The organism is Frateuria sp. YIM B11624 (assembly GCF_049727805.1).
Lineage (GTDB): Bacteria > Pseudomonadota > Gammaproteobacteria > Xanthomonadales > Rhodanobacteraceae > Frateuria_A.
Genome location: NZ_JBCNYA010000042.1, coordinates 13,239 through 29,834 on the forward strand (window position 1 = coordinate 13,239; position 16,596 = coordinate 29,834).

General features: G+C 66.5%; 16 protein-coding genes and 1 tRNA gene. All 17 read right to left on the minus strand.

Features of this window, described 5'->3' with window-relative positions; translation table 11 throughout:
* Positions 1-71 precede the first annotated feature (71 nt).
* Positions 72-593: a ribosome maturation factor RimP gene (gene rimP, locus AAIL17_RS16720; RefSeq protein WP_424683986.1), complete on the minus strand. Its 522-nt coding sequence runs from the start codon at positions 591-593 to the stop codon at positions 72-74.
* Positions 594-782: 189 nt separating this feature from the next.
* Positions 783-859: transfer RNA gene (locus tag AAIL17_RS16725), tRNA-Met, on the minus strand.
* A gap of 125 nt (positions 860-984) precedes the next feature.
* Entirely contained in the window at positions 985-2,424 is a 1,440-nt protein-coding gene (gene nuoN, locus AAIL17_RS16730; RefSeq protein WP_424683987.1) for an NADH-quinone oxidoreductase subunit NuoN, read from the minus strand.
* A gap of 16 nt (positions 2,425-2,440) precedes the next feature.
* Positions 2,441-3,949, minus strand: coding sequence for an NADH-quinone oxidoreductase subunit M (locus tag AAIL17_RS16735; RefSeq protein WP_424683988.1), 1,509 nt, complete (start codon positions 3,947-3,949; stop codon positions 2,441-2,443).
* A 13-nt stretch (positions 3,950-3,962) separates the two neighbouring features.
* A complete protein-coding gene (nuoL, locus tag AAIL17_RS16740; RefSeq protein WP_424683989.1) occupies positions 3,963-6,077 on the minus strand; it encodes an NADH-quinone oxidoreductase subunit L in 2,115 nt (704 codons plus the stop codon).
* Positions 6,078-6,081: 4 nt separating this feature from the next.
* Positions 6,082-6,387: an NADH-quinone oxidoreductase subunit NuoK gene (gene nuoK, locus AAIL17_RS16745; RefSeq protein WP_091336603.1), complete on the minus strand. Its 306-nt coding sequence runs from the start codon at positions 6,385-6,387 to the stop codon at positions 6,082-6,084.
* On the minus strand, positions 6,384-7,031 hold the full coding sequence (locus tag AAIL17_RS16750; protein ID WP_424683990.1) for an NADH-quinone oxidoreductase subunit J: 648 nt from the start codon (positions 7,029-7,031) through the stop codon (positions 6,384-6,386). Before AAIL17_RS16750 ends, nuoK begins: the two co-directional genes overlap by 4 nt.
* A 12-nt stretch (positions 7,032-7,043) precedes the next feature.
* Positions 7,044-7,535 carry an NADH-quinone oxidoreductase subunit NuoI gene (gene nuoI / locus AAIL17_RS16755; RefSeq protein WP_424683991.1) on the minus strand — a complete coding sequence of 164 codons (492 nt, stop codon included), beginning with the start codon at positions 7,533-7,535 and terminating at the stop codon, positions 7,044-7,046.
* Positions 7,536-7,544: 9 nt separating this feature from the next.
* On the minus strand, positions 7,545-8,597 hold the full coding sequence (gene nuoH / locus AAIL17_RS16760; RefSeq protein ID WP_424683992.1) for an NADH-quinone oxidoreductase subunit NuoH: 1,053 nt from the start codon (positions 8,595-8,597) through the stop codon (positions 7,545-7,547).
* A gap of 3 nt (positions 8,598-8,600) precedes the next feature.
* A complete protein-coding gene (gene nuoG / locus AAIL17_RS16765; RefSeq protein WP_424683993.1) occupies positions 8,601-10,934 on the minus strand; it encodes an NADH-quinone oxidoreductase subunit NuoG in 2,334 nt (777 codons plus the stop codon).
* Complete coding sequence (gene nuoF / locus AAIL17_RS16770) at positions 10,934-12,259, minus strand: NADH-quinone oxidoreductase subunit NuoF (protein WP_424683994.1); 1,326 nt, start codon at positions 12,257-12,259, stop codon at positions 10,934-10,936. Before nuoF ends, nuoG begins: the two co-directional genes overlap by 1 nt.
* Positions 12,260-12,262: 3 nt before the next feature.
* Positions 12,263-12,790, minus strand: coding sequence for an NADH-quinone oxidoreductase subunit NuoE (gene nuoE, locus AAIL17_RS16775; RefSeq protein WP_424683995.1), 528 nt, complete (start codon positions 12,788-12,790; stop codon positions 12,263-12,265).
* A 21-nt stretch (positions 12,791-12,811) separates the two neighbouring features.
* Positions 12,812-14,041 (minus strand): NADH-quinone oxidoreductase subunit D, encoded by a 1,230-nt coding sequence (locus tag AAIL17_RS16780; RefSeq protein WP_424683998.1) that lies wholly within the window; start codon positions 14,039-14,041, stop codon positions 12,812-12,814.
* A 25-nt stretch (positions 14,042-14,066) separates the two neighbouring features.
* Positions 14,067-14,798, minus strand: coding sequence for an NADH-quinone oxidoreductase subunit C (locus AAIL17_RS16785; protein WP_424683996.1), 732 nt, complete (start codon positions 14,796-14,798; stop codon positions 14,067-14,069).
* 16 nt (positions 14,799-14,814) lie between these two features.
* Positions 14,815-15,372: a NuoB/complex I 20 kDa subunit family protein gene (locus AAIL17_RS16790; RefSeq protein ID WP_231349022.1), complete on the minus strand. Its 558-nt coding sequence runs from the start codon at positions 15,370-15,372 to the stop codon at positions 14,815-14,817.
* Positions 15,363-15,719, minus strand: coding sequence for an NADH-quinone oxidoreductase subunit A (locus AAIL17_RS16795; RefSeq protein WP_424683999.1), 357 nt, complete (start codon positions 15,717-15,719; stop codon positions 15,363-15,365). The genes AAIL17_RS16790 and AAIL17_RS16795 overlap by 10 nt, the downstream gene beginning before the upstream one ends.
* Before the next feature lie 318 nt (positions 15,720-16,037).
* On the minus strand, positions 16,038-16,391 hold the full coding sequence (locus tag AAIL17_RS16800; protein ID WP_424683997.1) for a PilZ domain-containing protein: 354 nt from the start codon (positions 16,389-16,391) through the stop codon (positions 16,038-16,040).
* Positions 16,392-16,596 lie beyond the last annotated feature (205 nt).

Sequence of the window (16,596 nt, forward strand, 5' to 3'; positions counted from 1 at the left end):
CCAATGATGAATTGTCGCGTTCGTCCTGAACGCAGAACCGTGGAACGCGACCTTTAGAAAAGCCGCACTGTTTACTTCTTCTTGCCCGGCTGCTTGCCGGGCTTGGGCTGCGGCACGTAGCCGAGCGCGGCCCAATCCGGCACCACGCGCGCGCTTTCCACTGCGTCGTGCCCGAATTCGAAGGTCTTGCCTTCCGCCTCGAAGGTCAGCCGTTCGCCATCCACCGCGACCAGCCTGCCGCGCAGGCGCCGACGCCCCTCGATCGGCGCCTTCAGCAGCACCTTCACTTCCTGCCCCACCACCCGGGCGAACTGCGCCGCAGTGAACAGCGGGCGGTCGATGCCCGGCGAGGAGACTTCCAGCACGTAGTGGCCCGGGATCGGGTCTTCCACGTCCAGCAGCGCCGACAACTCGCGGCTGGCCGCCTCGCAATCGTCCAGCGTGACCTCGCGCCCTTCGGCGTGGTCGAGCACGTCCAGGTAAACGCGCAGGGTACTCTGCCCCTGCGACGGGGAAAACTCCACGCCGAGGCATTCCAGGCCCTGGTCGGCCAGGACGTCGGTGAAGCGTTGTGCGAGTGCCTGCGTATCCATATCGGTCGTCTGCTTGGGTCAGAAACAAAAAATGGGCTCAAGCGGCCCATTCCCTTACCTCGACGATGTGCCGACTCGTCCAGGCTCTTTCCGGCGACGTCGCAGGCAGAAGAGCCCGAAACATCGCGACGCATCCTTGCGCCCAACAAAAAAGCCTCACGAGGAGGCTTTCTTGTTCTAAGAAAGATCTGGTAGCGGGGGTAGGATTCGAACCTACGACCTTCGGGTTATGAGCCCGACGAGCTGCCAGACTGCTCCACCCCGCATCAGAGTCCGCAAACTATAGCGGCATGGCCGATTTCTTGCAAGCTTTTCCGTACCGAATTTCTCGCAGGATGGGCTTCAGTCCATCGCTGCGCACGGTGGGCCGAAGCTCAATCCCACAAGGCTCTCAGCCGGCGAAGGCCGCGCGGCACCAGCCCAGCAGCGGACCCCAGTACAGGCCCAGCGCCAACAGCACCAGCGCGTTGAGCGACAGCGTGGCCCGCAGCATGCCGTCCGCCTGCGGCCGGATCTCCGTGCCTTCGGCCGGCTTGTCGAAGTACATCACCTTGACCACGCGCAGGTAGTAGTACAGGCCGATGATCGCGAACACCACGCCGACGATCGCCAGCCACAGCATGCCGGCATCGATCGCCGCCTGCAGCACCAGCAGCTTGGCGAAGAAGCCGAACAGCGGCGGCACGCCGGCCAGCGAGAACATCGCCAGCATCATCAGGAACGCCATCCACGGCGAGCGCTGGTTGAGGCCCTTGAAGTCGTCGATTTCCTCGCACTCGAAGCCGGCGCGCGCCAGCGCCAGGATGACGCCGAAGGCCGCGGTGCTCATCAGCGCATAGCAGATGGCGTAGAACATCGCCGCCGCGTAGCCCTCGGGGCCCGCGTTGACCAGGCCCAGCAACAGGAAGCCCATGTGCGAGATGGTCGAATAGGCCAGCAGGCGCTTGAGGTTGGTCTGCACGATCGCGACCAGGTTGCCGATCGCCAGCGAGACGACCGCCAGCACGGCCAGCATCATCTGCCACTGCCCCGCCATGCCGCCCATGCCCGACTCGAGCAGGCGGTAGGCCATGCCGAAGGCCGCGATCTTTGAAGTCGAGGCGACGAAGGTGGTGACCGAGGTCGGCGCGCCCTGGTAGACGTCCGGGATCCACATGTGGAACGGCGCCACGCCCAGCTTGAAGCTGATGCCCACGATCATGAAGATCAGGCCGAACACCATCAGGTTCGACATGCCCGCCTGCACCACCGCGCCGTGCAGCTGCGCCAGCGCCAGCGTGCCGGTGGCGCCGTAGACCATCGACATGCCGTACAGCAGCATGCCCGAGGAGAGCGCGCCCAGCACGAAGTACTTGATCGCCGCCTCGGACGACAGCCGCGAGTCGCGATTCAGCGCCACCAGGCCGTACGAGCACAGCGTCAGCAGTTCCAGCCCCAGGTAGACCATCACCAGGTTGCCGGCCGAGACCAGCAGCATGGCGCCGATGGTGGCGAAGATCATCAGCGTGTAGAACTCGCCCTGGAACAGCTTGCGGTCCTGCATGTACGGACGCGAGAACACGAAGATCAGGGCAGTGCACAGCAGCGCGAAGACCTTGAGGATCTCCGCCGCCGCGTCGCGCACGAACATGCCGCCGAAGGCGGTCACGGCCACGTCCGGCTGCCCGGCGACCACCAGGTAGATGCCCACCAGCACCACCAGGATCGATACCCAGTGCAGGACGTTGCGCTGCTCGGGCTTCATCCAGGCGTCCAGCAGCAACAGGAGGCACGCCGCCGCCACCAGATAGAACTCCGGCAGCATGATCATGATGTCGTTGAGATTCGGCATTAGCGTGTGATTCCGCTTAGATCTTGTGAACGGCGAGCTGCTGCACCAGCTGCGACACCGAAGCGTCCATCAGGTGGACCAGCGGTTGCGGCCAGATGCCCAGCGCCAGCACGGCGAGGGCGAAGGCGCCCAGCACGAACGTCTCGCGCCCGTTGATTTCCTTCATCTCGCGCACATGCGGGTTGGTGATGTCGCCCCACAGCACGCGCTTGACCATCCACAACGTGTAGGCCGCGCCGATGATCAGGGTGAAGGCGGCGAACAGCGCGATCCACGGGTTGGCGCTGAAGCTCGCCAACACCACCATGAACTCGCCGACGAAGCCGCTGGTGCCCGGCAGGCCCGAATTGGCCATGGCGAACAGCACGTAGAAGAAGCCGAACCACGGCATCACGTTGATCAGGCCGCCGTAGTCCTTGATCTGGCGCGTGTGCAGGCGGTCGTACATGACGCCGATGCACGAGAACATCGCGCCCGAGACGAAGCCGTGCGAGATCATCTGCACCATCGCGCCCTGCATGCCGAGCTTGGCGGCATCCAGGTTGTTGGCGTCCCGCACCAGCATGAAGGCGATGAAGATGCCCAGCGTCACGAAGCCCATGTGCGCCACGGACGAGTACGCCACCAGCTTCTTCATGTCGTCCTGCACCAGCGCGACGTAGCCGATGTAGACCACGGCGATCAGGCTGAGCACGATGATCAGCCAGGCGAAGTGCTCGGAGGCATCCGGCACGATCGGCAGCGAGAAGCGCAGGAAACCGTATCCGCCGATCTTCAGCATCACCGCCGCCAGCACCACTGAGCCGCCAGTCGGCGCCTCCACGTGGGCATCGGGAAGCCACGTGTGCACCGGCACCATGGGCACCTTCACGGCGAAGGCGATGAGGAAGGCGAAGAACAGCCAGGACTGCTCCTTCATCGTCAGCGGCAGCATCGCCAGCGTATGCATGTCGAAGGTGCCGGCCTTCCTGTACAGGTAGATCAGCCCGATCAGCATGAAGATCGAACCGAGGAACGTGTAGATGAAGAACTTCAGCGTGGCATAGACGCGCCGCGGGCCACCCCAGATGCCGATCAGGATGAACATCGGGATCAGCATCGCCTCGAAGAACACGTAGAACAGCAACGCGTCGGTGGCGCAGAACACGCCGATCATCAGGCCCTCGAGCACCAGCATGGCGGCCATGTACTGGTGCGGCTTGTCCTGGATCACCTCCCACGCGCCCACGATCACCAGGATCGTGACGAAGGTGGTGAGCAGGATCAGCGCCACCGAGATGCCGTCCACGGCCAGGCCGTAGTGCACGCCGAGCGAGGCGATCCAGACGTGGCTTTCGGTGAGCTGCATGGCGCCGTCGGCGGCGTTGTAGGCCGGCAGCAGGAACAGGCTGGCCACGAAGGTCAGCACCGCCACCAGCAGCGAGATCCAGCGGGCCAGCCCCGGGCGACCGGAGCCGGCCAGCAGCACGGGAATCGCGCCGACGATGGGGAGCCAGATCAGCAGGCTGAGCAAATGATTGAACATGGAGCGCGCTTCCTTATTGCCCGATCAGCCCGGATCCGAAGACCCAGAACCCGCCCAACAGCAGGATCAGGCCGAGAATCATCGCGAAGGCGTAGTGGTAGAGGTAGCCCGACTGCAGGCGACGCACGCCGCCGGCGATGCGCTGCACCAGTCCGGCCGAGCCGTTGACCAGCGCGCCGTCGATCACCGCCGCGTCGCCGGCCTTCCAGAACAGCCGGCCCAGCTTCACGCCGCCGCGGGCGAAGATCGCGAAGTAGACGTCGTCGACCCAGTACTTGCGGTCCAGCACGGTCCACAGCGGCTTGAGCGCGTTCTTGATCCTGCCGGCCATGGCCGGGTTGAACAGGTAGATGTAGGTGGTGATCACGAAGGCGAGCACCACCAGCCCGAAGGGGCCGAACGGTGACAACCCGTGCAATGCCATGGACACGGGGCCGTGGAACTCGCGGCCCAGCTCGCCCAGCACGTTGTTGGCCTCTTCCACGTGGATCGCCTGGCCGAACCAGCCGCCGAACAGCATCGGCCCGATCGTGAAGAAACCGACCAGCAGCGACGGGATCGCCAGCAGCACCAGCGGCAGCGTCACCACCCAGGGCGACTCGTGCGGCGGATGGTGCAGCACGCCCGGCTCGCCATGGCCCTGCTCGGTGTGCGGATGCTCGTCCGGCCCGACCTCGGCATGGGCGCCACCGTGCGCGTGCGCGTCTTCGTGGGCGTGGCCGTGCGACGCGTGCGCGTCGTGCCCGTGCACCACCACGAAGCGCTCCTTGCCGTGGAAGGTCAGGTACATCTGGCGGAAGGTATACAGCGCGGTGACGAACGCACCGGCCAGCACGCAGACGTAGGCATAGCCCGAACCCCAGCGATGCGACTCGCCGACCGCCTCGATGATCGCGTCCTTGGAATAGAAGCCCGAGGTGAACGGGATCGCCACCAGCGCCAGCGAACCGATCCACATGGTGATCCAGGTGATCGGCATGTACTTGCGCAGGCCGCCCATGTAGCGCATGTCCTGCTCGTGGTGCATGGCGATGATCACCGAGCCGGCGCCCAGGAACAGCAGCGCCTTGAAGAAGGCGTGGGTCATCAGGTGGAACACCGCGCCGGCGTAGGCCGACACGCCCAGCGCGACGGTCATGTAGCCGAGCTGCGAGAGCGTCGAGTACGCGACCACGCGCTTGATGTCGTTCTGCACGATGCCGATCAGGCCGGTGAACAGCGCGCCGGTGGCGCCGATGACCATCACGAAGCTGAGCGCGCCTTCGGAAAGCTCGAAGAACGGCGACATGCGCGCGACCATGAAGATGCCCGCGGTCACCATCGTGGCGGCGTGGATCAGCGCGGAGATCGGAGTGGGACCTTCCATCGAATCGGGCAGCCACACGTGCAGCGGCACCTGCGCGGACTTGCCCATCGCGCCGACGAACAGCAGCACGCAGATCACCGTCGCGGCATCCCAGTGCGTGTTGGCGGTCAGCGCCAGCGACTTGCCGATCAGACTGGGTGCGTTGGCGAAGGCGGTGGCGTAGTCCAGCGTGTTGAGGAAATACAGCACTGCGGCGATGCCCAGCAGGAAACCGAAGTCACCCACGCGGTTGACCAGGAACGCCTTGAGGTTGGCGAAGATCGCGGTCGGCCGCTTGTACCAGAAGCCGATCAGCAGGTACGACACCAGGCCCACGCCTTCCCAGCCGAAGAACAGCTGCATGAAGTTGTTGCTCATCACGAGCATCAACATCGCGAAGGTGAACAGCGAGATGTAGCTGAAGAAGCGCTGGTAGCCCGGGTCGTCAGCCATGTAGCCGATGGTGTAGACGTGCACCAGCAGCGACACGAACGTCACCACCACCATCATCATGGCGGTGAGGCGGTCGACCATGAAGCCGACGCTGACGTGCAGGCGGCCGATCTCGAACCAGGTGTAGATGTCCTGGTTGTACGTCGGCGCACCGCCGGCGGTGATCTGGTAGAGCACGTAGAACGACAGCGCGCAGGAGATCAGCAGACCCAGGATGGTCACGCTGTGCGCGCCGGCGCGGCCGATCTGCTTGCCGAGGAAGCCGGCGAGCAGGCAGCCGGCGAGCGGCGCCAGCGCGATGATCAGCAGGATGTTGGTGGACAATGGCATCGGCTCAGCCCTTCATCGAGTCGATTTCGGCGACGTTGACCGTGCTGCGGTTGCGGAACAGCAGCACCAGGATCGCCAGGCCGATCGCGGACTCGGCCGCCGCGACGGTGAGGATGAAGAACACGAACACCTGGCCGGACACGTCGCCCAGGAAGCGCGAGAACGCCACGAAGTTCATGTTCACCGCGAGCAGCATCAGCTCGATCGCCATCAACAGCACGATCACGTTCTTGCGGTTGATGAACAGGCCGGCCACGGCGATGCAGAACAGCACCGCGCCCAGCACGATGAAATGCGACAGGGTGATCATTGCAGCGGCTCCTGCGAGGCGGTCGGTTCATCCGGGCGCGAGGGCGCCATCTTGACCACGCGGATGCGGTCGCGCGGATTGACGCGGACCTGCTCGCTGGCCGACTCGTGCTTCTTGTCGCCGCGATGGCGCAGGGTCAGCGCCACCGCCACCACCACGCCCACGGTCAGGATCAGCGCGGCGATCTCGAACGGCAGCAGGTACTGGGTGTACAGCGCCCCGCCCAGCCAGGCGGTGTTGGAGAGGCCGGCGGCGGCGGCCGGGTCGGCCCCCATCACGTGCGCGTGCATGGCGCGCACGCCGATCAGCGCCAGCATCTCCGCCAGCATGACCAGCGCGACGATGATGCCGACCGGCAGGTAGCGGATGAAGCCTTCGCGTACCTGTTCCATCTTGATGTCGAGCATCATGACGACGAACAGGAACAGCACCATCACCGCGCCCACGTACACGACGACCAGCGCGATGGCGAGGAACTCGGCCTCGGCCAGCAGCCAGATGCAGGCAGTGCTGAAGAAGGCGAGCACCAGCGAAAGCACCGCGTGCACCGAGTTCTTCAGCGTGATCACCGCCAGCGCGGCGCCGACGGTGACGGCGGCGAAGCCGTAGAAGCAGATCAGTTGGAGCAGATTGGTATCGATCATGTCGGTGGCCCTTTAGCGGTACGCCGCGTCCTGCGCGCGGGCCGCGGCGATTTCCGGCTCGAAGCGGTCGCCGATGGCGAGCAGTTGCGCCTTGGTCACCACGTTCTGGCCACGCTGCTCGAAGTGGTACTCCATCACCGAGGTTTCGACGATCGAGTCGACCGGGCAGCTCTCTTCGCAGAAGCCGCAGAAGATGCACTTGAACAGGTCGATGTCGTAGCGCGTGGTGCGGCGCTGGCCGTCGCCCTCGCGCGGCGCCGAGTCGATGGTGATCGCCAGCGCCGGGCACACCGCCTCGCACAGCTTGCAGGCGATGCAGCGCTCCTCGCCGTTCGGGTAGCGGCGCAGCGCGTGCAGGCCACGGAAGCGGTTCGAGCGCGGAATGTGCTCCATCGGGAAGCGCACCGTGTACTTGGGCGCGAACATGTAGCGCAGGGTCAGGCCCATGCCCTTGAACAGCTCGATGAGCAGCAGGCTCTTGAAGTATTCGGTAATGCGGTTCATGGGTTTGCCTTATGCCCCCGTGCCGATGGCGACCCAGCCGAAGTACTTCATGCAGCCGGCCACGAGGACCCACACGATCGTGATGGGAATGAACACCTTCCAGCCCAGCCGCATGATCTGGTCGTAGCGGTAGCGCGGGAACGTCGCGCGGAACCACAGGAACAGGAAGGACATCAGGAAGGCCTTGATCAGCAGCCAGACGAAGCCGCCGGTCCAGATCCAGTTGATCCAGTTCGGCGCGTCGGCATGGACCCAGCCCTGCAGCGGGCTCAGCCAGCCGCCGAGGAAGAAGATCGAGGCGAGGAAACTCACCAGGATCATGTTGGCGTACTCGGCCAGGAAGAAGATCGCGAAGGCGGAACCGGAATACTCCACGTGGAAGCCGGCGACGATTTCCGACTCGCCCTCGGCCACGTCGAACGGCGCGCGGTTGGTCTCGGCCACGCCGGAAATGAAGTAGACGAGGAACACCGGCAGCAGCGGCAGCCAGAACCAGTCGAGGAAGCCCTTGCCGCCGGCCTGCGCGTGCACGATGTCGGTCAGGTTGAGCGAACCGGCCAGCACCAGCACGCAGACCAGCGACAGGCCCATCGCGAGCTCATAGGAGATCACCTGCGCGGCCGAGCGCATGGCACCGAGCAGCGCGTAGCGCGAGTTGGACGCCCAGCCGGCCAGGATGATGCCGTACACGCCCAGCGAGGTCATCGCCAGCAGGTACAAGAGGCCCGCGTTGACGTTGGCCAGCACCATCCGATCGTCGAACGGCACCACCGCCCAGGCGGCGAATGCCGGCACCAGCGCCAGCAGCGGCGCGAGGTAGTACAGGAAGCGGTTGGCGCTGGAAGGAAGGATCACTTCCTTGATCAGCAGCTTGACCACGTCGGCGAAGGCCTGCAGCAGGCCCCAGGGACCGACCTTGTTCGGCCCCATGCGCACGTGCATCCAGCCGATGACCTTGCGCTCCCAGTACACGAACATGGCCACCGCCAGGATCAGCGGCACCGCGATGCACAGGATGTAGACGACCGGCAGGACCAGCTCGTTGAGGAGTTGTTCGCCCATGGGTTACGCCTTGCTCAGGGTGATGGCCGCGCCGTAAGGCGGCAGCGTGGCGGTCAGGTCGTGTGCCGCTTCGATCCACACCGCACCGTCGGGCACGGCCGCGTCGACAGCCACCGGCAGCAGCGCGTCGGCGACACGCACCTGCGTGCCGTCGGTCAGGCCGTGGTGCATGGCGTCGTTGGCGTTCATGCGCACGGCGGCCGGGCGGTTGATCGGATGGGCGTTGAGCGCGGTGGCGCGACGCAGTACCGCGTCGCTGCGGTAGATCGGCCAGGTCGCCAGGCGCACCAGCGTTCCGGCGGCCATCGGCTGGCGTGGGGCCAGCGTGGTGCCATGCGCGGGCTGCGGCCGCTCGGCGATGCCCTCGCGCAGGCCGGCCAGGTCGTCGAACTCGAAGCCGGCCAGTTGCAGCATGCCGCCCAGGGCACGCAGCACCTTCCAGCCCGCACGCGCCTCGCCGGGCGCCTTGGCGCCGGCGTTGGCGCTCTGCGCCAGGCCGTCCACGTTGACCAGCGTGCCGTCGGTTTCCGGCAGCAACGCGATCGGCAGGATCACCCGGGCCACCTCGCGCAGTGCCGGGCTGGCATAGGCGCTGAACGCCACTACCGCCTGCGCGCCGCGCAGCGCCGCCAGCGCCCTGGCGCCGTCGGCGAAATCGTGCGGCGGTTCCACGCCATAGAGCAGATAACCCTTGCGCGGCTGCGCCAGCATCGCCTGCGCGTCGAGGCCGCCGTTGCCCGGCAGCACGCCGCCCTGCCCCAGGCCCAGCGCATTGGCGCCGACCGGCAGTTCGTTGTAGCCGGCGCCCGTGGCCTGCGCGATGAAGCGCGCGACGGCGCGCAGCCACGAGGCCTGCGGGTGCGTGGCGGCGGCCTCGCCGAGGATCACCACCGCCTTGCCGGCCTTGAGCACGGCGATCGCATCGCGGTCGCCCTCGTCGCTCTGTGCGCCGTTGATCGCCTCGGCCAGCGCGGCCGGAGCCGCGGCGCCATCGGCGACCGCGGCCTTGGCCAGCGCCAGCAGCGCGTCGACCAGCGCGGCCGGCGACACGATGGCTTCGCCGGCCAGCGCATAGTTGAAGCCGAAGTGCGCCGGGTTGACCGTGTACACCTTGGCGCCGCGCTTGACCGCCTGGTGCAGGCGATGGTTGAGCAGCGGCATCTCGTAGCGCAGGTCCGAGCCGACCAGCAGCGCGCCCTTGACCTGGCTGACCTCGGCCACCGGCACCTCGAAGCGGGCCGCGACCGGCCGGTCGGACAGGTCCAGTTGGCGCAGGCGATGGTCGACGTGTGCACTGCCCACGCCGCGCGCCAGGCGCAGCAGCAGGTCGCCTTCCTCGTTGGTGGTGGCGGGCGAGGCCAGGATGCCCAACTCGCTGCCCGGCACCGACTTCAGCGCCTCGGCGGCGACGGAGAGCGCCTCTTCCCAACTGGCCTGCTGCCACTGGCCATTGCGCTTGATCTGCGGCACGTGCACGCGGTCGGCGGCGTACAGGCCCTGGTAGCTGAAGCGGTCACGGTCGGACAGCCAGCACTCGTTGACCGCCTCGTTGTCGCGCGGCACCGTGCGCAGCACTTCGCCGCGACGCGTGTGCAGCCACAGGTTGGAGCCGAGCGCATCGTGGTACGCGATCGACGGACGCGCGATCAGCTCCCAGGCGCGCGCCTTGAACTGGAACGGCTTGTTGGTCAGCGCGCCGACCGGGCAGACGTCGATGATGTTGCCCGACAGCTCCGTCTCGACGGTCTTGCCGATGTACGTGCCGATCTGCAGGTTCTCGCCGCGGTTCATGCCGCCGAGCTCGTAGGTGCCGGCGATCTCGCTGGTGAAGCGCACGCAGCGCGTGCACTGGATGCAGCGGGTCATCTCGGTGGCGACCAGCGGCCCGATATTCTCGTCGGCGATGGTTCGCTTGCGCTCGGTGTAGCGCGACACGCTGCGGCCGTAGCCCAGCGCCACGTCCTGCAGCTCGCACTCGCCGCCCTGGTCGCAGATCGGGCAGTCCAGCGGGTGGTTGATCAGAAGGAACTCCATCACGTCCTTCTGGAACTTCAGCGCCTTGTCCGAGCGCGTCATCACCTTCATGCCCTCGGCCACCGGGGTGGCGCAGGCCGGCTGCGGCTTGGGCATCAGCTTGCCGCCCATCTCCACGTCGACCAGGCACATGCGGCAGTTGGCGGCGATCGGGAGCTTGCGGTGGTAGCAGAAACGCGGGATCGACACGCCGATCGCGTCGGCGGCCTCGATGATCATTGCGCCCTTGCGGATCTGCGTGGGCTTGCCGTCGACCTCGATGTTGACGAGATCGGGGGCGGTGGTGGTCGGCTGCGCGCTCATCAGGCGGCGACTCCAAGCTTGTCGTCGGTCATCGAGCGACCGTGCTCGACGAAGTATTCGAACTCGTTCCAGAAGTGGTGCAGGAAGCCCTGCACCGGCCAGGCCGCGGCCTCGCCGAAGGCGCAGATGGTGTGGCCTTCGATCTGGCCGGCCACGGCCTTCAGGCGATGCAGGTCGTCCTGCGTGCCCTTGCCCGCGACGATGCGGTCGAGCACGCGGTACATCCAGCCGGTGCCTTCGCGGCACGGCGTGCACTGACCGCAGGACTCGGCCATGTAGAAGCGCGCGATGCGATGGCAGGCGCGCACCATGCACGTGGTCTCGTCCATCACGATGACCGCGCCCGAGCCCAGGCCGGAGCCGGCCTTCATCAGGCTGTCGTAGTCCATCGTGCACTCGAGCATGGTCGACGCCGGCAGCACCTTCATCGAGGAGCCGCCCGGGATCACCGCCTTGAGCTGGTTGCCGTTGCGCACGCCGCCGGCCATCGCCAGCAGGTCCTTGAACGGCGTACCCAGGCGGATCTCGAAGTTGCCCGGATTGTTCACGTGGCCGGAGACCGAGAAGATCTTCGGGCCGCCGTTGTTGGGCTTGCCGAGGTTCAGGAACCAGTCGGCGCCGCTGCGCAGGATCGCCGGCACCGAAGCGTAGGTCTCGGTGTTGTTGATCGTGGTCGGCTTGCCGTACAGGCCGAAGTTGGCCGGGAACGGCGGCTTGAAGCGCGGCTGGCCCTTCTTGCCTTCGAGCGACTCCATCAGCGCGGTTTCCTCGCCGCAGATGTAGGCGCCGGCGCCCAGCGCCGTGTAGATGTCCACGTCGATGCCGGAACCGCCAATGTTCTTGCCCAGAAGGCCGGCCGCGTAGGCTTCCTTCAGCGCCGCCTCGAAGTGCTCGTACGGCTCGTGGTGGAACTCGCCGCGCAGGTAGTTGTAGGCGACGGTCGAGCCGGTGCAGTAGCAGGCGATCGCCAGGCCTTCGATCACCGCGTGCGGGTTGTAGCGCAGGATGTCGCGGTCCTTCGCCGTACCCGGCTCGGACTCGTCCGAGTTGCAGAGGATGTACTTCTGCATCGTGCCCTTGGGCATGAACGACCACTTGAGGCCCGTCGGGAAGCCTGCGCCGCCGCGGCCGCGCAGGCTCGACTTCTTGACCTCATCGATGAGCGCGGCCGGATCGGGCTTCTCGGCGAGGATCTTGCGCCACGCCTTGTAGCCGTCGACCTTCTCGTAGCTGTCCATCGACCACGGCGTATCGAAGTGCAGCGTGGTGTAGACGACCTGGTGGTCTTGCGGTGCGGGTCCGACCGGACCGTTGCTGCTGGCCATTGCTTACTCCAGACCGTCGAGAATTTCGTCGAGCTTCTCGGGGGTGAGCCGCTCGTGGTAATGCCCGTTCACCGTCATCGCCGGCGCGTACACGCAGGCGGCGATGCACTCCTCTTCCTTCTTCAGGTACACGCGCCCGTCCGGCGTGCTCTCGCCGAGCTTGATGCCGAGCTTCTTCTCGCAGTGGCGCACCAGGCCCTCGGCGCCGTTGAGCCAGCACGAGATGTTGGTGCAGATCGCCACGTTGTTGCGGCCGACCGGCTTGGTCTCGAGCATCGAATAGAAGCTCGCCACCTCGTAGGCCCACACGGCGGGCAGGTCCAGGTACTTCGCGACGGCAGTGATCAGCTCGTCGGTGAGGAAGCCCTGGTTCTGCTCCTGCGCGGCGAACAGCGCCTGGATCAGCGCCGAACGCTTGCGGTCGGCCGGGAACTTGGCGACCCATGCGTCGATGTGGTGGCGGGTGTGCTCGCTCAGCACGACGAGCGGATCGACGTGCTTGACCTGCTCGTAATTTCCGGTGGCCTTCATGGGAATCTCCGTGGTGCCGGCTTAGCGGTCGACTTCGCCGAACACGAGATCGTAGGTGCCGATCATCGCCACCACGTCGGCCAGCATGTGACCGCTGACGGTGGCGTCCATCGACGAGAGGTGGGCGAAGCCCGGCGCGCGCAGGTGCACGCGGAAGGGCTTGTTGGCGCCGTCGGAAACCAGGTAGCAGCCGAACTCGCCCTTGGGCGCCTCGACCGCGCAATAGGTCTCGCCGGCAGGTACGCCGTAGCCCTCGGTGAACAATTTGAAATGATGGATGAGCGCTTCCATGCTCTCCTTCATCTCGGCGCGCGAGGGCGGCGCCACCTTGAAGTTGCTCACCATCACCGGGCCGGGATTGGCGCGCAGCCAGTCCACGCACTGCTTGATGATGCGGTTGGACTGGCGCATCTCTTCCACGCGCACCAGGTAGCGGTCGTAGCAGTCGCCGTTGACGCCGACCGGAATGTCGAAGTCCATCTCGGCGTACTTGGCGTACGGCTGCTTCTTGCGCAGGTCCCACTCGACGCCCGAACCGCGGATCATCGCGCCGGTCATGCCCCAGGCCTTGGCCATCTCCGGGCTGATCACGCCGATGCCGACGGTGCGCTGCTTCCAGATGCGGTTGGTGGTGAGCAGGTCCTCGTACTCGTCCACGCGGCTCGGGAAGATGCGGGTGAACTCCTCGATGAAGTCCAGCATCGAGCCCTCGCGCGCCGCATTGATGCGCTTCAGGTCCGCGCCCTTGTGCCAGGGCGATTCCTTGTACTGCGGCATGCGGTCCGGCAAGTCGCGGTAGACGCCGCCCGGACGGTAGTAGGTCGCGTGCATGCGCGCGCCCGAGACCGCCTCGTAGACGTCCATCAGTTCCTCGCGCTCGCGGAACGCGTACAGGAACACCGCCATCGCACCGAGGTCGAGCGCGTTGGAGCCGATCCACATCAGGTGGTTCAGGATGCGGGTGATCTCGTCGAACATCGTGCGGATGTACTGCGCACGCTCCGGCGCCTCGATGCCCAACAGGGTCTCGATCGCGCGCACGTAGGCGTGCTCGTTGCACATCATCGACACGTAGTCGAGGCGGTCCATGTAGCCGATCGACTGGTTGAACGGCTTGGACTCGGCGAGCTTCTCGGTGCCGCGGTGGAGCAGGCCCACGTGTGGGTCGGCGCGCACCACGGTCTCGCCGTCCATCTCCAGCACCAGGCGCAGCACGCCGTGCGCAGCCGGGTGCTGCGGGCCGAAGTTCATCGTGTAGTTGCGGATCTCTTGCACGTCAGTTGCTCCGCCAGTCGTCTGCGGCTTCGGCCCTGGCCTGGATGAGGTCGGCGTCGTCGCGGATCACGCGCGGCACCAGCACGCGCGGCTCGATGGTCACCGGCTGGTAGACCACGCGCTGCTGCTCGGCGTCGTAGCGCACCTCGACGTTGCCGATCAGCGGGAAATCCTTGCGGAACGGGTGGCCGACGAAACCGTAGTCGGTGAGGATGCGGCGCAGGTCCGGATGGCCGTCGAAAAGGATGCCGAACAGGTCGAACGTCTCGCGCTCGAACCAGTTGGCGACCGGCCAGATGCCGGTGAGCGAGGGCACCATCGGCAGCGCGTCGTCGTCGCAGAACACGCGCAGGCGCAGGCGCCGGTTGTGCGTCAGCGACAACAGGTGCACGACCACCGCGAAGCGGCGCGGCATGTTGGCATCGCGCGGGCGCCCGGCCCAGTCGAAGCGGCCCATCGCCTGGCCCTCGACGCCGCGGGAGAAACCGGTACCGCTGACGGTCTCGGTATCCCACTCGACCTGGCCGTAGCCGAGGTAGTCGACGCCGCAGACGTCGATCAGCTGCTCGAAGCGGAACTCCGGCTCGTCGCGCAGCGCAGCCGCGACGCTCAGCAGGTCCGCGGCGGCCAGCTCGGCGGTGGTCTCGCCACCGCGGGCAGGCAGCAGCGAGAGGGTGTCGCCGAACCGCGCCGCGAGGCGTGCGGCCAGCGAGGTGTTTTGCGTATCGGTCATGAGCGGGCTCTCAGCCTCAGCCGCGGGCGATGGTGCTGGTGCGGCGGATCTTCTTCTGCAACTGCAGGATGCCGTGGATCAGTGCCTCGGCCGTCGGCGGGCAGCCCGGCACGTAGATGTCCACCGGCACGATGCGGTCGCAGCCGCGCACCACCGAATAGGAGTAGTGGTAGTAGCCGCCGCCGTTGGCGCAGCTCCCCATCGAGATCACCCATTTCGGGTCGGGCATCTGGTCGTACACGCGGCGCAGCGCCGGCGCCATCTTGTTGACCAGGGTGCCGGCCACGATCATCACGTCGGACTGGCGCGGGCTCGGGCGGAAGATCACGCCGTAGCGGTCCAGGTCCAGGCGCGCGGCGCCGGCGTGCATCATCTCGACTGCGCAGCAGGCCAGGCCGAAGGTCATCGGCCACATCGAGCCGGTGCGCGCCCAGTTCATCAGCGCGTCCACCGAGGTGGTGGCGAAGCCGCGCTGCACGACCGGGTTGTCCTCGGCCGGGCGCAGGATGTCGTCGACCAGGTTCAACGGCTCCGGGTTGTGCATCACCCGGTCGATGGAAGACATCACTCCCATTCCAGTGCTCCCTTCTTCCACACGTAGGCGAACCCGACCACCAGCAGCAGCAGGAACAGCGCCATCTCGATCAGCGCGATGATGCCGATGTGCTGGAACACCACCGCCCACGGAAACAGGAAGGCGATCTCGAGGTCGAAAATGATGAACAGGATCGCCAGCAGGTAATAGCGCACGTCGAAACGCATGCGCGCGTCCTCGAACGCTTCGAAGCCGCACTCGTAGGCGGAAAGCTTGATCGCTTCGGGCCGGCGCGGGCCGGCGAGCATGCCGATGGCCAGGAGCACCAGCCCCAGGCCGGCGGCGACGCCGATGAACAGCAGGATGGGCCAGTATTGAGCAAGCACGATGCAACGTACCTCCGCACCCTTCGGGCGCATCAGTGACCGCCACGGGGCGATCCGGCTGGTTCGATTCGGCAGGCCGCGCACGGCAGGGGCTGTCCGGCCACGTTCGCACGCGTGGGGCCGCGAGCGCCCGATTTCCACGAATTCCCTTCGTGCAATCGCGGCATTGTATCAGCGCGCGCGGGGCCTACGCCAAGTATTGCGGACGCGACAGTTATTGGTTAGTGGCGCCGGTTCGCAGAACGGAGTCGGGCACGCGACAAGGGCGTGCGCAGCGGGCCCCGGGGCGGACCTGTCCACGCCCGGCCGGCACGCGCGCTACATGGTGTGGGTGGGACGCTCGGAGGAGAGCACGCCGGCCAGGATATTCTCGATGCGCTGGCGCGCCGATTCGGCATCGCCCGATTCGTTGAAGTGCACGCCGATGCCCGCGGTACGGTTGCCCTGCGCGCCGAGCGGACTGATCCAGGCCACCTTGCCCACCACCGACAGCCGCTCGGTCTCGTCCATCAGCGTGATCAGCAGCACCACCTCGTCGCCCAGCGCGTAGCGTTGCGCGGTCGGCGCGAACAGGCCGCCGTTCTTCAGGAACGGCATGTACGCGTTGTACAGCGACGCGGCGTCCTTGATCTTCAGCGAGATGATGCCCTGGCGGGCGGCGGTGGGGGTCATGCTTGGGCTCCGGAGCGGCGGCCGGCTTCGGGCCGACGCGCGAGCATCGTAGCGAGGGGGATGGATGGGCGCAAAGTGACGGCTTACGGCAAGGCCACCCCCATCCGCCCTTCGGGCACCTTCCCCCGTGAACGGGGGAAGGATTCCATGCGCCGACTATCGAGCCTTCCCCCGCCTGCGGGGGAAGGTGCCGACAGGCGGATGG